This is a genomic window from Brasilonema bromeliae SPC951, assembly GCF_012912135.1.
GTDB classification, from domain to species: Bacteria; Cyanobacteriota; Cyanobacteriia; order Cyanobacteriales; family Nostocaceae; genus Brasilonema; species Brasilonema bromeliae.
The window spans coordinates 1-16,986 of sequence record NZ_QMEB01000135.1 but is presented as its reverse complement, the minus strand read 5'-3'; the positions used below and the strand labels follow the sequence as shown (position 1 = coordinate 16,986).

Below are 16,986 nucleotides of genomic sequence, written 5' to 3'. Positions count from 1 at the left end.
TATTAGCCCAGAACTTGAGTTCTGGGCGTACTCAGCCGGAGGTGCAAGATCTGAGCTTTCCTAATACTTCCGCTCCTGTGGTTGAAACATGCTTATTGCCACTGGGCGATATTGGATATCAATCCCTGCTGGTGAATAATAAGCCATTGTGTGCCTTAAAAAGTTGGTGTCATCCCGTTGGGGATAATCTTCGCGGAAGTGAGCACCGCGACTTTCCTGACGATTTAAAGCTGATTCCAAAATCATACGCCCTACCACCATCAAACTCCGCGTTTCAAAGGCTTCTATGATTTCTGTATTCCAGAAACTGCCTTTGTCGTCTAAATATATCTGCGAGTACTGTTGTTCTAATTCTTGCACTTTGTTTAAACCTTCACGCATTAATTCCTCGGTGCGGAAAACGCCGCAGTACTGAGTCATGTCATCTTGGAAGGCTTGACGGACTTTGTTAATGCGGTATTTTCCAGACTGATCTAGCAAAGCTTGAATCTCTTGCTGAGCTTCAGTGATGTAGCGTTGCTCATCTACTGTCGGAAGCTTGCGTTTTTGCACAAAATGTGCAAGCGAAGCACCTGTTCTGCGTCCATAAACCACACATTCCAACAAAGAATTACTACCAAGGCGATTTGCACCATGTACGGAAACACAAGCAGTTTCCCCAGCAGCAAAAAAGCCATCAATCAGACCATCGCCACTACTACGAACTTGACCATCGGTATTTACAGGAATACCGCCCATGCAATAATGAATGGTAGGGCGGACAGGCATAGGTTGAGTGACTGCGTCAACACCCACCAGACGGTGTGCTTCCTCCCAACAAAAGGGAACGCGACTCATAATTTTTTCTTTACCCATGTGTCGTAAGTCAAGATAGACAAAGGAACCACCCGCACTTCCATCAGGATGAACACCACGACCAGCACGAATTTCGTAGGCGATCGCCCGTGAAGTAATATCACGCGGAGCAAGTTCCATGCGACTAGGAGCGTATCTTTCCATAAAGCGTTCTCCCTCAGAGTTGATAAGATACGCCCCTTCTCCACGCACCGCTTCTGAAATCAGCACTCCTACTGGATATAACCCCGTGGGATGAAATTGCACAAATTCCATATCTTGCAAGGGTAAACCAGCCAGAGCAGTCATTGCCAGACCATCACCCGTGGAAGCATAATCATTAGACGTGGTGTTGTAAACACGACCATATCCCCCAGTCGCAAACATCACCGCTTTCGCCCGCAACACCTCTATGTGACCATCTTCAATACGGTACATCACCACACCTTTCGCCTGACCTTCTTCTAAAATCAGGCGCATCACATACCATTCTTGATAAATTTGGACACCATATCGCCGTAGGTTGCTCACGAGTTCATGCAAAATGGCGTGACCAGTTTTATCAGCAGCGTAACACGTACGATTGTGAGAATGTCCGCCAAAAGCACGTTGAGCTATGCGACCATCGTTTAAACGGGAGAATAAAACGCCCATGTGTTCTAGGTCAATCACGACATCCGGCGCTTCACGAGTGAGAATTTCTACCGCATCTTGGTCTGCTAAATAGTCGGAACCTTTCACAGTGTCAAAAGCATGAGCTTCCCAACTGTCTGCTGAATCAACATTTTTCAGAGACGCAGCCATACCACCTTGTGCTGCGACTGAGTGGGAACGAATCGGGTGAGTTTTAGCAACCACTGCTACGTTTAAACTGGGGTCAATGCGAGCAATTTCCACTGCAGCGCGACACCCAGCCAACCCACCTCCGACAATAATCACATCGTGTTCAAGCATAACAAGTCCCCAATTATCAAAAAGCGATCGCTGTTATATTGTAAAAAGCTGATACGTCGCGTGTGTCAAAAAAATTCCCCGCCAACAGACAGGGATGTAGTGTCAGTTATGAATTTTAAAGTCAGGAATGAGAATTGTTTAGTTGTAAGCTTACGCTGTTGCACTTGTTAAGTTACACATTGACCAGTTCAGGGAGTCCGTATCTTTTGGTCATTAGTCATTTGTAATAACAAAGGACGCGCTGACTAATGACAGTCATAAAAAAAATCAAACAACTTAGACACGCATCAGCTTCTTCTTTACCACTAGCTGCTAACAACTCATCACTCATCAGTCCTCTATCTAAAATCCATCAGCTAGTTGCTTCTACAGGTTGTTGCTGCGACACATTACCTGGAATTGGTTCCATTCTTGTTCCTGGTTCTACAGGAGACACTTCAATGTGATTTAGCAATGTAGTCACGAAAGCAAAAAGCAAGAAAGGCAAAGATAGCAGAACTACGAGTCCAACAGTGGCTAAAGCATAAACAGGTTTTCTGGCACCCATCAACGCCAAAGCTGACGCCAAACTTATTGTAATGGTAATCAACCAAACAATGATTTGACCATAGATGTCGCCAAAGGTCAGGGTACAGACAAATCGATACTTTTGAATGTTACTCGTCATAAATTGCCTCTAGTATCTTCTTAGGTTCTACGTTAGAACGATGTTTGCTTTTCAGACGATTTTTAAATATTTTTGAAACAAATGTAATATCGCTTCACAATTAAGGACTTTTTTTTATAAAAAGATGCCAAAATGCCAGAAATATTATCAGATTTTGAACATCTATGGTATAATGAAAAAATTAAAATTTAGTTATACAATATTAACAACAAATTAAGGCAATTCTTGAAAATTGCCAGAAGTAGAACTATACCTTACACAAAGTTGGTGAGTTGGACGAAAGTTATTTAATTGTCACTTTTGCGATCGCGAGATTCTACCTGTTTCATTCTCATCCGCAACTCAAAATCATCACGAGTCACAATTGTTTCTAAGTTAGCAATTCTTTGCTCTAACAGTTCGACTTTTTGTTGAGGTAAAGAGTTATATTTTGATTTTTTGTCATCAGAACGCCACACAGCAACAGTACTTATTGCTGCACCAGCGATAGTAGCTAAAGGTAAAATAGAACCACTTTTTGTGGCAGATGAAAGCGGGATACAAATTGCTAACATTCCTACAGCTATACCCCAGATTATTGAGGTTGCACTAACTCGCACATCTTTAGATTCTGTCACGCTTTCTTGAATTTTTTGAGTCATAAATTTCTTGTAGAGTCATTTTCTAAAACCTTGACATGAACTTCTACAAAGAAGCTTCCTACTATTGGGTTAAGTAGATTTGCTCGTTGGATGACGAGTGTTAGAAATGTGTCATTCCACAATGACTTCTATGATATAAAAATCCGATTTAATTTATGAAAAAATCTAAATATCTGTAGGCTCATATCTTGCACCATCATTCTCGTCCGCCAAGAAATAAATTTCTTGGCTCAAAGGTCAAGTAAGCTAAAGCTCACTGGATATCTATATTCAGTCCGTTTTAACGGACTTTGCCTATGAGCCTTGAACTTCAGTTCAAGGTGTACTCACGTCGAGGTGCAAGATCTGAGTAGGGGAGCCAGTACGGTGCGGGGGTTCCCCAACCCCTCTCCTTTATAAGGCTATGCATTAGTCACATCTTTCTTAAGAAAAGTAAAAAAGACTTAAAACAATAGAGAAAGGATTGATGGGTATAGTTTTGGGAGAATAAAGGAGTTGTGGGTGAGGGGAGAAGATGCAAAAGTGGGCAGAATTAGAATTGCAACAAGCAGACCTAGGGGATGCACGCAGAAATAAGCGGTTAACCAAGAACTCAGGAGTCAGGAGTCAGGAGTCAGAAGGAAGAAAAAATAGAACGAAGAACAGACGAATCTCCTGTACGAATGACTCCGAGTCGAGGGGTCTAAATCCCCATCCGTCTACACGGTGTCTATAATCGGTTGGGGTCTAAATCCCCATCCGATTAATTCTGAATTCTGAATTCTGACTTCTGACTTCTTTTTTTAATACGGATTGTTGAAGACTTAGCATCTCAGCCATCAAGTAGTGTGCCACAAGCGTGTGGAAACATGGCGGCTACATGCGCTGCCTATGATTTTTGGAGTTCACCATACTTCGAGCCAGATGATATTCGCAAAGCCCATGTCAGGAGTAGCATAGAAAGAATCAAATCTCATGAGATAGTACTGGCAATTCAAGACACGACAAACATAGATTTAACAAATCATCCATCAACAACGGGGGTGGGATACCTTGACCATCAGAAATTATCGGGATTAAAAGTAGATTCAACATTGGCCAGCACAATAGATGGAGTGCCATTGGGAATAATTGACCAACAGGTATGGACAAGACCACGAGAAAATTTAGGGATAGCGAAAAAACGTCGGCAAAGAGAAACCCAAGAGAAAGAAAGTCAACGTTGGTTAGATTCTTTAAAGACAACACAACAGTTGATACCAAAAGAAAATATGGTGGTGACTATGGGGGATTCCGAAGCGGATATCTTCGATTTATTTAGTCTCAAAAGACCAGAAAATTCTCATTTACTGATTCGTGGAACCCACAATCGCAAAGTAGATCATACCGCGCAATACTTACATCAAGCGATTCGTCAAACTCAGCCATGTGGTCTGCTGAGTGTGGAAATCAAGCGCAATCCCGAACAAAATCCTAGAATCGCAAACCTGATATTGAGATTTGCCACTCTTGAGGTTTGTGTGCCAGCAAATCATCTAGCGCGTTCACAGTTAAAACCTGTGAAATTGCAAGTGATTTTGGCACAAGAAGAAAACCCGCCTGATGGTGTTGAGGCTATTAGTTGGTTATTACTTACGACTATTGAAATTTGTAGATTTGAGCAGGCGGCACGTTGCGTCAAATGGTACACATATCGCTGGTTAATTGAACGTTATCATTACACATTAAAAAGTGGTTGTGGTATCGAAAAATTACAATTGGAAACAGGGCGTCGAATCGAGATGGCATTGGCAACATATTCCATTGTCGCTTGGCGTTTGCTCTGGATAACTTATCAAGCACGACTTCATCCTGACGAATCATGTGACACCGTTTTAGAAGCTCACGAATGGCAGTCTTTATCTGCCACTATCAACAAGCATCCTATTCCACCTAAAAACCCGCCTTCTTTACAACAAGCTGTACGAATGATTGCAAGTCTCGGAGGATTTTTGGGTCGCAAAAGTGACGGCGAACCAGGTGTCAAAACTATTTGGCGCGGTTTGCGGCGATTACACGATATCGCCGCTACTTGGAAGCTCACTCACTCTACTTTCAAAGCTAATGGGTGTAGCTAATCACACATCCACCTTTGTTAACTCACATTTCCTACATTTTGTCAACCTAAATCACCTCTTTGATTTCTGTAATCCTTTCTCCTTCTAACTTCTACAAATGTTAAGAAAAATGTGACTAATGCATAGCCTTATAAAGGAGAGGGGAAGGGGGTGAAATTCAACAAACATCATACTATACTCCTCTGGTTAGCTACCTCACCCCGCCCTACGGGCACCCCTCTCCTTATTAAGGAGAGGGGAATAGGAATAAGTTACGCGCTAAAGTACTTCGCTACTGGGTGATAAGTGATAATCGCAGTCGTAGACTGTTCCGGATAAAGCTGTTCACTTTCATCCATGTGCAAATTAATACGCTCTGCTCCCAACAACTCCAGCTGCTTGTATTGATCCTGAATATTCGGACAAGCCGGATACCCAAAACTATACCGCGAACCCTGATATCTTTGTGCCAAAATATCCCGAATATTGTCCGGTTCATCAGCCACAAAACCCAACTCGCGACGAATACGGGCGTGTGTCCACTCCGCCAGCGCTTCTGCCATCTGCACCGCAAAACCGTGGAAATACAGATACTCACTGTATTTATTATCTGCAAACAGCTTTTGCGCGTACTCAGTCGCAATCTCACCTACAGTCACCGCCTGCATCGGGAACACATCAATAACTCCCGACTCCTTCGGCGCAAAGAAATCTGCAATACACAACCTCCTTAACGACCTTTGCCTCGGAAACTCAAAACTTGCTCTTACCTCTCTTACCTCTGCGTCCTCTGCGCCTCTGCGGTTCGTATCATAAATATACAAACTATTCCCCTCCGCCTGACAAGGAAAATATCCATAAACCACCTGCGGATGCAACAACTTATCCTGTATAATCCGCTGCTTCAAATCCTCCAAAATTGGATACACCTTCTCATCCAAAAACGCCTGATACTCCTCCTTAGACTGCTCCTTAGGCTTACGGAACTGCCATTGCCCCGCAATCAAAGCTTGTAAATCTAAATACCAAAAAACCTCCCCCAAAGGAATATCTTCCCCCTGGAGTACCTTCGTTCCCCAGAAAGGCGGCGTTGGACGTTCAATATCTACCGCCACAGCTTCAGAACGACACGTATCTACTTCTTTTGGTTCAGGAGATTTTTCTTCAACCGCCTCCGCCAGAGATTGTTTGTGACCATTTCCTGACACTTGGGCAGTTTCAGCGGTTTCATTCAAAAATCCCCGCAAATCATCCCATTGACTTGCTGCTTTCGCTGGCATTAACTTATCCATGAAGTGCAAATCAGAAAACGCATCTTTGCCGTAAACCACCTTACCTTTGTAGGTATTTTGGCAATCTTGATCAACAAACTTGGGTGTCAGCGCTGCACCGCCTAAAATCACAGGGACGGTGATTCCCTTTTCGTTGAACACCTCCAAATTCTCTTTCATGAAAGCAGTGGATTTCACCAACAAACCACTCATCGCAATACAATCAGCTTTGTGCTGTTCGTATGCATTGATGATGTTCTCCACTGGCTGCTTAATTCCCAGATTAATCACTTTGTAGCCGTTGTTCGACAAGATGATATCAACTAAGTTCTTACCAATGTCGTGAACATCGCCTTTCACCGTAGCAATTATGAATGTACCCTTAGCATTGTTACCAGCTTCTGATTTTTCCATGAACGGTTCCAGATAAGCCACCGCTGCTTTCATGGTTTCCGCTGATTGCAATACGAAGGGAAGCTGCATTTGTCCAGAACCAAACAACTCACCAACCACTTTCATCCCATCCAGCAGGAAGGTGTTGATAATATGCAGTGGAGGATATTTTTCTAAAGCTTTGGTGAGTTGTTCTTCTAAACCAATGCGTTCGCCGTCGATGATGTGGCGCTTGAGACGTTCTTCAATGGGTAGATTTTCGTCAACGCCTTTGTCCCGTTTCGTCGTCACCCCTTCAAATAACTTCGTCAGTTCTGTCAAGGGGTCATAAACGCAGACATTTCCCTCAAATTTCCGCTCATCGTAAATCAACTGATGACAGACTTCTTGATGGCGTTCCTCAATGCGTGACAGTGGTAAAATTTTACTAGCGCTGACAATTGCAGCATCCATACCAGCAGTCATTGCTTCATGTAAAAACATGGAGTTGAGGACGATACGTGATGCAGGGCTAAGACCAAAGGAGATATTGGAAACACCCAAGACGACATGAGATCCAGGTAATTCTTGACGAATCCGACGGATTGATTCAATTGTAGCTTTACCGTTGGCGCGGTCTTCTTCAATCCCTGTGGAAATGGGTAGTGCTAGGGTATCAAAAAAGATTTCGGTAGGTGGAATTCCGAATTCAACAGCTTGACGGTAGGCGCGTTGGGCGATCGCAAACTTTTTGTCTGCCGTCCGCGCCATCCCATCTTCATCGATTGTACCAATCACAACACCAGCACCGTATTTCTTCGCCAGTTCCAACACCTTCAAGAAACGCGGTTCTCCATCTTCATAGTTGGTGGAGTTCAACAAGCACTTACCACCAGCAACTTTCAATCCCGCCTCCATCTTTTCCCATTCTGTGGAGTCGAGCATCAATGGAAGTGTCACATTATTGACCAGACGTGAAACAACTTCGTGCATATCACGTACACCGTCACGTCCCACGTAGTCAACGTTGACATCTAATATATGTGCGCCTTCCTTAACTTGCGCCCTCGCCATCGACACCAGTCCATCCCAATCTTCCGCATTTAGTAACTCGCGGCATTTTTTGGAACCACTGGCGTTGAGACGTTCGCCGATAATTAAGAATGAATTGTCTTGGTCGTAAGGTTGGATATTGTATATTGACGCCGCCGCTGGTTCAAGTTCAGGATGTCTAACTTTTGGCGTCAACTCTTTGGCAATTTCTGCTAATTGTTGAATGTGTCCTGGACGTGTCCCACAGCAACCCCCTATCACTTGGACACCCAAATCTTCAACAAAATGCATTAATGACATGCGTAATTCCGTTGGTGTCAAGCGATAATGAGCTTGACCACCAACGTTCTCTGGTAAACCAGCGTTGGGAATACAGGAAACCACGAAGGGTGAATGTTCTGCAAGATACTTGATATGTGGTTTCATCAAGTCTGGACCTGTGGCACAATTCAGACCGAGAATGTCTATTGGGTAAGGTTCCAGAATTGTTAGCACAGCGTTGATTTCCGTCCCAACCAGCATTGTGCCCATTGTTTCCATTGTGACAGAGACCATGAGGGGACGGCGATCGCCTTTCTTCGCAAAAACTTCTTCAATTCCATTCAGCGCCGCTTTGATTTGCAGCACATCTTGGCAAGTCTCAACGATGAATAAATCAACTCCACCATCGAAAAGTCCTTCTACTTGTTCGACGTAGGAAGACTTCATGGTGTCAAAGTCGATATGTCCCAAAGTTGGTAGTTTGGTAGTTGGTCCTATAGAACCTGCAACAAACCGGGGTTTTTCTGGAGTAGAAAATTCCGCAGCAACGCGCTTTGCGAGTTCTGCTGCTGTTTTGTTGAGTTCATACGCCTTATCTGCTAAGTCGTATTCAGCCAAGACAATCGACGCAGCGCCAAAAGTATCCGTTTCAATCACATCCGCACCAGCAGCGAGAAAGTCGCGATGAACTTTTGCAACCGCTTCTGGCTTCGTGTAAACGAGGTACTCGTTGCAACCTTCGTACTGAGGACCACCGAAATCTTCAGCAGTCAGGTTTTGCGTTTGCAGGTTAGTTCCCATTGCACCATCGAAGACGATGACTGGGCGTGTAGGACTATGCAGGCGTTCTAAGAAAGTAGAGGTCATATTCTCCAAGAGAAAATTAAGTTAGTCTGGAAATGTTCGACTACATATACTATTTTCCAGAATTTTGAGTGCTTATGAAGTATGAAATGCGTCTGGAGTGTATAAAGATTGCGTGCATGAGGACAAAAGATATATCCGCAACTCCCTAAGTCATCCAGAATCAACAGCCGCAGTGAGTTGCTAGCAAGCGAATTGAGACTTTTTGCCCAATAATGAAGGAAGGTTATAAATATGCAACTAGAAGATTATTTTGACTTTTTATTTTTTAGCACAATAGGATTGCTGTTAAGAATAAGGTAGGTTGGGTTGAGGAACGAAACCCAACATTTCCGACGCTTTGTTGGGTTTCACTTCGTTCTACCCAACCTACAAATATTCTTATGCTTTGACAATATTTGCTTATCTATGGTCAAGCGACACATATGCTACATCAACCAAACTTACTTACCCTACTGAAATTACTCATTTCCTATACTCGCATCAAATAAAATTTCCCCATCTGCACCCCAATCCATATCATAAATACCGTCACGGACATAACGGTGAAAACTAGAATATTGCCAATCCTTTGGTGCAGCCACTAATCCATGTTTGACTGGGTTGTAATGAATATACTCAACATGGTGAGCAAAATCTTTGTCATCTCGTATTTGATGCTCCCAAAAGCGAGGTTGCCAAATCGCCTGTTCTTTTTTCTTTTCTCTGGCTTTTGATATTTCACCCTGATACTCAGTTGCACATTGCCGACTAAAATAACTTTTGATCAAACGCCAGCGTGTCGAGAAGTCATGCTCTCCATCAGGTAATGTCCAAATAGAGTGGATATGGTCAGGTAATACAATAATGGCATCAATTTCAAAGGGATGTTGCTGCATTACATATCGAAAAGCATTTCTTAATAGGGAAATGTTATCAGGTTCACATAAAAATTTGCGTCTGTTATGAGTAACGACGGTAAAAAAGTAGCTACCTCCGTTGACTTTTGCTCGGCGGTATTGCATTGTTTTTTGTTTTGGCTTTTGTGGTTTTAGTGAACAAGAATTTATATGTAGGGATTGTAAGGGTTAGTGTTGGGTTTCGCTATCGCTCAACCCAACCTACGAAGGATATTCTAATTTCAGTTTTTTATACTATTATTTCCTTTAATGTGGTAAATTTGCTCAAACAACAAGCCGGAGAGTAAACGGTTAGTCGCTGCATGAGTTGATTTAACCCTAATTCAAAACAGACTGACTCAACTGTTTTAATCCTGCCAAAACCTCAGCCGCATCCACCTGACCCCAATGATAACCCATCTCAGCACTCATACGCTGTGCCTTTTCTGCTTGTACCTGTGCGACTGAGTAATTCCCCTCTGCTAAATGCGCCCAAGCTAGCGCCACCCGAATATCTGCCTCATAAATACGATAGCCACCGCTAAGCGCGTAACTCAAAGCTTCATCTAAATCGCTACGCGCCGCTTCCACTTCACTGCGCCGTGCAGCCCAACGCCCCCGCGCCAGCAATGCTTCAATTAAGACATCTCGATTTGATATACCCCGTGCAATTCTTAGCGCTTCGTTGTAATTCTCACGGGCGCTCTCGTGCTGTTCAGTGTCAGCATCTAGATCGCCGAAAACACGGTAACATCGGCTGATTCTAGCAAGCCAGTGATTGCGCTGACAAATTTCTAGGTTTGCTTGTGTGATTCGACGAGCATATTCTAGATTACTTACTCGTCGTAGGTGATCAGCATTGTAGATCCCGTTCAAGGTATACAAGTCGTATGTATCTGCTTCGATTTCCTGCCTTAAGGCTTCTGCTTGCTGGAAGGCTGCACTTGCTAGTTGTAAATTACCCTGCAAATGAGCAATTTGCGCTTGATAACCCAGCGAATTAGCCTCTTGCGACTTATCTCCTGCACGACGGGCAAGAGTGAGCGCTTCACGGGCAGCCTGTTCACTAGCGGTAAGTTTGCCGAGTTCGATGTATAGTCCTGCCAGGTTCTGGTAGTTTATGGCAGCATTTTTCCAGTTTTCCTTGTTCAATTCAATCGCAATGGCACGTTTATAAAACTGCTCTGCTTCACTCAATTGTCCCAATTTTTTCAAGCAAAGACCGACTTCGTTTAGTATCCAAGCTTTACAGTTAAGGCTGCTTACCTGCGGTTCTTGGGAAGTATCATTATTGGGGAAGAATTCCAGCACTAAAGCTAGGCATGTGTCCCAAGCATTCAGTTGGTCAACCAACACGCGCTGTGCACTCTGTAAGACACGCTCCCAAAAAACATCGTATGCCTGATCATAATTCTCAGCACAGCACAGGTGATGTACCACCTCAATAGGAAATGCTAAGTTTTCTAAAATTGGATGATCCGGTATTGGTCCAGCAATTCTGAGGTAGTAATCTGCAATGCGTTGATGAATTTCTCTAGCTTGGGCGCGTTTGTCCTCATCCAGTTGCTTTAAGTAGTGAGCGCGGATCAGCGGATGCATTGCATAGTAATTTGCTTCCAGGTAATAACGCAAGATGCGATAATTCACTAATCGCCTGACCATTGCGTCAAAAGTGCGACCAGGTAATTCAGTCAGAGGTGCTTTTAACTGTTTTTTTAGTTGAGTCTCTGCCCTGCGTCTACTGGGAAATAAACGATTCAGCAATCTTTGGAATTGCCAGATGAAACGATCCACAAAGGAGGAAGTCTGTCTTCTGGGAGGAAAGTAACCAGGAATCACGCCTTGAAATACTTGTGCAAAGGCTGATTGGGAAACACCCAAGCGAAAAGCACTAAATACTGTTAAAAACTCTTTCTCAGGTTGTGTCAGATGTTTGTCATAGCGACGCAGCACCCGCTTCACTCGATCATAACGCGGTTCATCGGCGGTTGGCGGCGAGATATCGCGGATGCGTTTAACATCGCCGTTATACACATCCACCAGATAAGCCCCCAATAGACTGAGAACCAAGGCGTAACCATCCCAGTCTGCCACAATTCGATCTAAATCTTGATTGCTACCTTTAACACCTACGTTCCGCAGCAAAGTACGTCCCTCTTCTGCACTGAGGCGATCTACATCCCGATGAGTGTAGGTGGTAAAGTCAATTAGGTCTAACAATGGCACACGACTATTAATCAGGCAAAAAGACTGATGTCCCCCTGTCGCAAATCCCCGCAAAAACTCCCGCAAGTCAGCATTTTTTAGCTCACCGTAATCATCCCCATCTTCGTGTTGTAGCACCTCTAGCCCATCTAAAATGAACAGATAGCGCCCACTCTTGAGCATGGCATGAATGAATTTCGCCTTTTCTGCTGGTGTTAACTTGCGCGGATCAATATCTTTCACCAGAAACGTCAGCGCTGCTTCAAAGAACTCGTCTATACTAGTTTTTTCATCAAAGCCCCACCAGAAAACTCCTTGAGGACATGGTAGGGATGAGTCTTGCAGCAGATTTTCCAACCAACGACGGGTGAGAGAACTTTTGCCCTCGCCACCAAAGCCGATAAGTCCGGTAATCAAGCAATCGGAATCAACCCAGTCCTGATTCAGCGTCCTGAGAAATTCTTCTCTTCCCACCCATTCTGGTAAAAGCGCTGGGGCGTTATTCAGGACAATTCCAGGCTCAGACACTGGTTGTCCTCCTGTAGTATGTAAATCCATTTTATCCTGAGTTGCCAGCAGCCGAGTAATTGGCATACCTGCTAAAGGTAGACGCATAGGATCAAAGGTGAGAACTTTGCAATCGACAGCAAAACTTGTGTCACGATCTTTTTCACTCTGCCCAGAGTCCCAAGTTTGGGCTATGACGCCTACTACCAAATCTCGCTCTGTATCCAGAACTGCTGCTCCACTCATACCACTGTCGATATGTTGACAACTTAACATAAGTGGATCGCCATGCAATACGGAATTCTCCGGTGACTCGGCAAAATCGATAATCTTCCCCTCAGCCGGGCATCCTTGGTTTTTGCCTAAACGCCGATAGCCAAAACTTCTGAACTTATTACCAGCAGACTCTTCAGCCGTCCCTAGAATTGCCACCTCAATTCCATCCGGTAGTGAGGGAGTGTCAAGTTGCAACAAAACCACATCATCTTCATAATCGTGGAAACAAACTGCAACTCTTGCTTTCTGAGCTTTTTGTTCCTCATTTTGGGCTTTGGAGAAGTAAACATCAACTTCCACTCCCTCAGCGACTTCGCCTGTTGCACACGCATCCCGCACCACATGAGCGCAAGTGACAATTTGCCCACTTTCAGAAACGACAAAACCCGTGCCAACAGTGTTATTGTTGACATCACGGATTTGAACGGTGAATTTACACAAATTTATAATTTGCGGTTTGCGTGCTGGCTTGTTCATTCATTTGCCTCTTTGCGCTCCCAAGTTAACTTCACTTTTAAACTCGCCTCTCCAGAAGTTTTGGCAATAATTGCACCTGCTTCTGTATTCAATTTGATACCAAATTCTAATTGGACTTCTGTTGGCTTGTTCGTCAGTGTATCTATAGTCACCATTGTCTTCTGTGCCATCTGACGAATGGTAGCCATTGCTTTATCCAATGCTTCCGAAGACTTTTTGGCTAAATCTTCAGAAGTGAGGCTAACTTGCTTCATGCCAGCGCTAGGCGCAAATTCAACTAGAATCGTCGTTTCGTCATGAATGTTAGTTTCGTCATGAAGGTTAGTAATTATGCTCATATTTGAATAGTTACTGAATTTCTGTGAAAGAAAGATGTATTTTTTTGGTTGTAAATAATACACTCTCTCAAGGACTATTGTAAACAATATAACTTAATACATTTCGTATTGGAGACACAGAACGAGTAGTTGAGGACAGGCGTTGCTGATTTTAAGCATGAAATGTTCTCTGAAATGTCATCAAATGGGAGAGTGTCTTTTATGCACGAAAAGCGCTGTTTGTCAAGAAAATAATGAAAATTTCATTGCTAAATTTTTGACAAAGTTGGCTGAATTTTTTTGTAACTTCTGGTTAAGTAATTATTTACTGCCCTATTTTGACATGCTTATGTGTGAAATCTTTTCTCTCAAACCGCTAGGTGAAATTTTACAGCTCGCTGACCTAATTTCAATTGCCCAGATAGAGTTCGCTTTGCAACAGCAAACCCAAAATAAGAATATGCGGCTAGGAGAAATTTTAGCCTTACAAGGATGGATCAAACAAGAAACGGCTGATTTTTTCGCCCAGAAGTGGTCAGATTTGCTGAACGAAAAGTCTAAACAACCCTTGGGTGAGTATCTCAAAAAAGCGGGACTGTTGGATGAGTATCAAGTGAAGACTATTCTCTGTGAACAAAAACAGATGGGACTTAAATTTGGGGAATTGGCTGTTCACAAGGGTTGGCTTCAGCCAACTACAATCAATTTTTTTCTAGAGTATATTGTTCCTCTTGGACAGTGCTCTCAAAAAATCTTACAGCAGGCAGAACACTCAGTTGAGGCCCGCAACGAGAGAGTCAGCCCCTCCGGGGAATTAAAAATTCAAAATATGTCCTCCGGGGACGCTGCGGAAACAGAATTCCAAATTGAAGACTTCACGAGTATTGATGACAGTCTCAGACAAGTAGAAACGTTTCTCGAAGAAGACAAGTCATCTGTTGTTGGTCACAAAGTACATACAAAACCTTTTAGTCGTAGCATAATCAAATTATTCAATTTAAATCAAAAAGCTAGTCGTCCGGATATTTTGCTGCAAGAGATTTTGTCATGGACAAGTGGTCAACCGTTTCTCACCCAAAAGTTATGTCAATTACTAGCTGATTCAGAAGCTTTTGTTCCCGTTGGTGAAGAAGCATTCACAGTCCAACAACTTGTACAAACCCGTTTTATTGATCATTGGGAAACTCAAGTAGCGTCGGAGCATTTCAAGGCGATTCGCTATGGTCTTTTGCGAAATAATAAATGCAACTCTTTTGCACTGCTGGAACTCTATCAGCAAATATTACAGGAGGAAAATATCTCTGTTAAGGACAGTATAAGAAAAACAGAATTGCTGAATTTGGGATTGGTTGTGGAACAGGAAAACACCCTAAAAGTTTCTAACCGCATTTACCAATCTATTTTTTCTCTGAGTTGGGTGAATCAGGAATTAATACGTTTAGAGATCAACTGCAATAGAATCAAATTATTCAAATTAGATGAAAAAGCCAGCCGTCCGTATGTCTTACTGGAAGAGGTGTTGTCATGGACAAGTGGTCAACTGTTTATCACTCAAAAACTTTGTCAATTACTTGCTAACTCACAAGATTTTATTCCTGTTCATGAAGAAGCCGTAAGAGTACAGCAACTAGTACAAACCCGCATAGTTGAAAACTGGGAAATTCAAGCGGCGTCTGAGCATTTGGAGGGAATTCGCAATGGAATTCTGAAAAATCAGCAGTGCAATCCTTTGTCACTACTGCGGCTGTATCAGCAAATCTTGCAGCACAAAGAAGTTGTAGTGAATAACAATCCTGCACAAACAGAACTGCTGAATTTGGGATTGGTTGTAGAACAAGAAAACACGCTAAAAGTTTCTAACCGTATTTACCAATCTGTTTTTTCTTTGAGTTGGGTGAATCAGGAATTGGAGAAACAGCCTCCCCCACTTTCACAAATAACTCAAAACACCCAAAGCCAATTACCTCCATCAACACTTCGTTTGAAGAATATAAAAAAAACTATTTCCAATTCGACAAAAGTGCTTCCTAAAGGCACTTGGATTTTACTGGGAAGTTTAGGCTTGGTGATAGTTGGCTTTAGTGTCGTTCGCTCTAGTACGATGAAGTCTTTAGAGGTGCAAATCCTTTTTAAACAAGGCAATGAGCTATTTAATCAAAGAAAATATCAACAGGCGATCGCGAAATACAATGAGATTTTAAAAATCGATCAAAGCTACTACCAAGCTTGGACTAACCAAGGCTACGCATTAGCTGGTTTACAACAATACCATAAAATGCTAAAATCCTGTAGTGCAGCAACTATCGTTGAGCAAAAGGCAGTTTATGGCTGGAATTGCCAAGGGGAGGCACTACATAACCTCAAGCGATATAATGAGGCGATCGCCGCCTTTGACAAAGCCATTGCAATCGACTCGAAAGATCCTGTTTTCTGGATTAACAAAACTGAATCACTGCTAGCACTCAAGCAAACAGAACAAGCTCTTGTAACGATTAACAAAGCAATCGAGTTGCTTGAGAAGGGTTCAGAAGTTGACACAAAAAATACCATCAAAAGAGATTTATCAGTTGCCTATAGCCATAAAGGTAAAGCATTATCACAAACGCAAAAACACAAAGAAGCTCTTCAAGCCTATAACCAATCATTAGCATACGATCCCAACTACTTTACTGCTCACCGGGGTCGAGGTATAGCACTTGGGGGCATGAGGCGATACCATGAGGCAATTGCCCAATTTGAACGGATGCTAAAAGAGTTAAAGTTGGTAGATGCCCAAAAAGCAGAAACTTTGTACTATCTAGGATTCACGCTGTGTAAAACCTCTAAAGTCCAGGAAGCTTTTACCGCCTTTGACGAAGCCCTCAAACTTAAACCAGATTATCCGGCAGTACAGCAAGCAAAAATGAGTTGCAGCCCATCATCTCACTAGGTCAATTATTCTCTCTTAGAAGAACCACCAAGACTTACGAGGTTTAATCTCAGAGTAAATACGACTAATAGTCCTGGCGTCAGGTGGTTGTGCATTTTATAAAATTATGTTGCAATAAGCGCAAGTATTATCAACGACGTGCTAAGGGCTATGGAGCTTATTTTATCTGCGTCAAGCGCCCTTTTTCTCGCCCCGTCAGAAGTTACCGGTATATACCGCGCCCACCAAATCTATGTCTGGAAGGCACGCTAAGGTGCTGGCTTCGCGAGAAGCTTACGCTAACACGCAATGTGCAATTGGGAGGGGTTTGAATCTCGTTCCAATTGATTCTTAATGTCTCCGTATTTTCTCTAAAATTTAAAATTTTTCTAAAAATTTTTGCTGAAAAATTTACTAGTTTATAGT

At 43.0% G+C, this 16,986-nt stretch carries 9 protein-coding genes and 1 pseudogene; 3 read left to right on the top strand and 7 right to left on the bottom strand.

Annotated features, from left to right (window positions below):
- Positions 1-60: 60 nt before the first annotated feature.
- From DP116_RS17090 to DP116_RS17080, 3 genes are all read right to left on the bottom strand, one after another.
- The gene (locus DP116_RS17090; protein ID WP_169156320.1) at positions 61-1,788 is read right to left on the bottom strand and encodes a succinate dehydrogenase/fumarate reductase flavoprotein subunit; all 1,728 of its coding nucleotides are present in this window, start codon (positions 1,786-1,788) and stop codon (positions 61-63) included.
- Between the two features lie 352 nt (positions 1,789-2,140).
- A complete protein-coding gene (locus DP116_RS17085) occupies positions 2,141-2,455 on the bottom strand; it encodes a hypothetical protein (protein ID WP_169156319.1) in 315 nt (104 codons plus the stop codon).
- Between the two features lie 287 nt (positions 2,456-2,742).
- Entirely contained in the window at positions 2,743-3,096 is a 354-nt protein-coding gene (locus DP116_RS17080; RefSeq protein ID WP_169156318.1) for a hypothetical protein, read from the bottom strand.
- Positions 3,097-3,610: 514 nt separating this feature from the next.
- Here DP116_RS17080 and DP116_RS30380 point away from each other — a divergent pair.
- Together DP116_RS30380 and DP116_RS17070 are read left to right on the top strand one after the other, a co-directional pair.
- Positions 3,611-3,811 (top strand): transposase DNA-binding-containing protein, encoded by a 201-nt coding sequence (locus tag DP116_RS30380; RefSeq protein WP_169156317.1) that lies wholly within the window; start codon positions 3,611-3,613, stop codon positions 3,809-3,811.
- A 67-nt stretch (positions 3,812-3,878) separates the two neighbouring features.
- Positions 3,879-5,192, top strand: a pseudogene (locus DP116_RS17070) (IS4 family transposase); the annotation flags it as partial.
- Positions 5,193-5,443: 251 nt separating this feature from the next.
- On the opposite strand, the gene metH reads toward DP116_RS17070, so the two are convergent.
- The 4 genes from metH to DP116_RS17050 form a co-directional block, all read right to left on the bottom strand.
- Positions 5,444-8,995, bottom strand: coding sequence for a methionine synthase (gene metH / locus DP116_RS17065; RefSeq protein WP_169156315.1), 3,552 nt, complete (start codon positions 8,993-8,995; stop codon positions 5,444-5,446).
- 458 nt (positions 8,996-9,453) lie between these two features.
- Positions 9,454-9,996 carry an REP-associated tyrosine transposase gene (locus DP116_RS17060; RefSeq protein ID WP_169156314.1) on the bottom strand — a complete coding sequence of 181 codons (543 nt, stop codon included), beginning with the start codon at positions 9,994-9,996 and terminating at the stop codon, positions 9,454-9,456.
- A gap of 213 nt (positions 9,997-10,209) precedes the next feature.
- Positions 10,210-13,335 (bottom strand): trypsin-like peptidase domain-containing protein, encoded by a 3,126-nt coding sequence (locus DP116_RS17055; RefSeq protein ID WP_169156313.1) that lies wholly within the window; start codon positions 13,333-13,335, stop codon positions 10,210-10,212.
- Complete coding sequence (locus DP116_RS17050) at positions 13,332-13,673, bottom strand: CU044_2847 family protein (RefSeq protein WP_169156312.1); 342 nt, start codon at positions 13,671-13,673, stop codon at positions 13,332-13,334. The genes DP116_RS17055 and DP116_RS17050 overlap by 4 nt, the downstream gene beginning before the upstream one ends.
- A gap of 328 nt (positions 13,674-14,001) precedes the next feature.
- Here DP116_RS17050 and DP116_RS17045 point away from each other — a divergent pair, with 328 nt between their 5' ends.
- Positions 14,002-16,581: a tetratricopeptide repeat protein gene (locus DP116_RS17045; RefSeq protein WP_246275668.1), complete on the top strand. Its 2,580-nt coding sequence runs from the start codon at positions 14,002-14,004 to the stop codon at positions 16,579-16,581.
- Positions 16,582-16,986 lie beyond the last annotated feature (405 nt).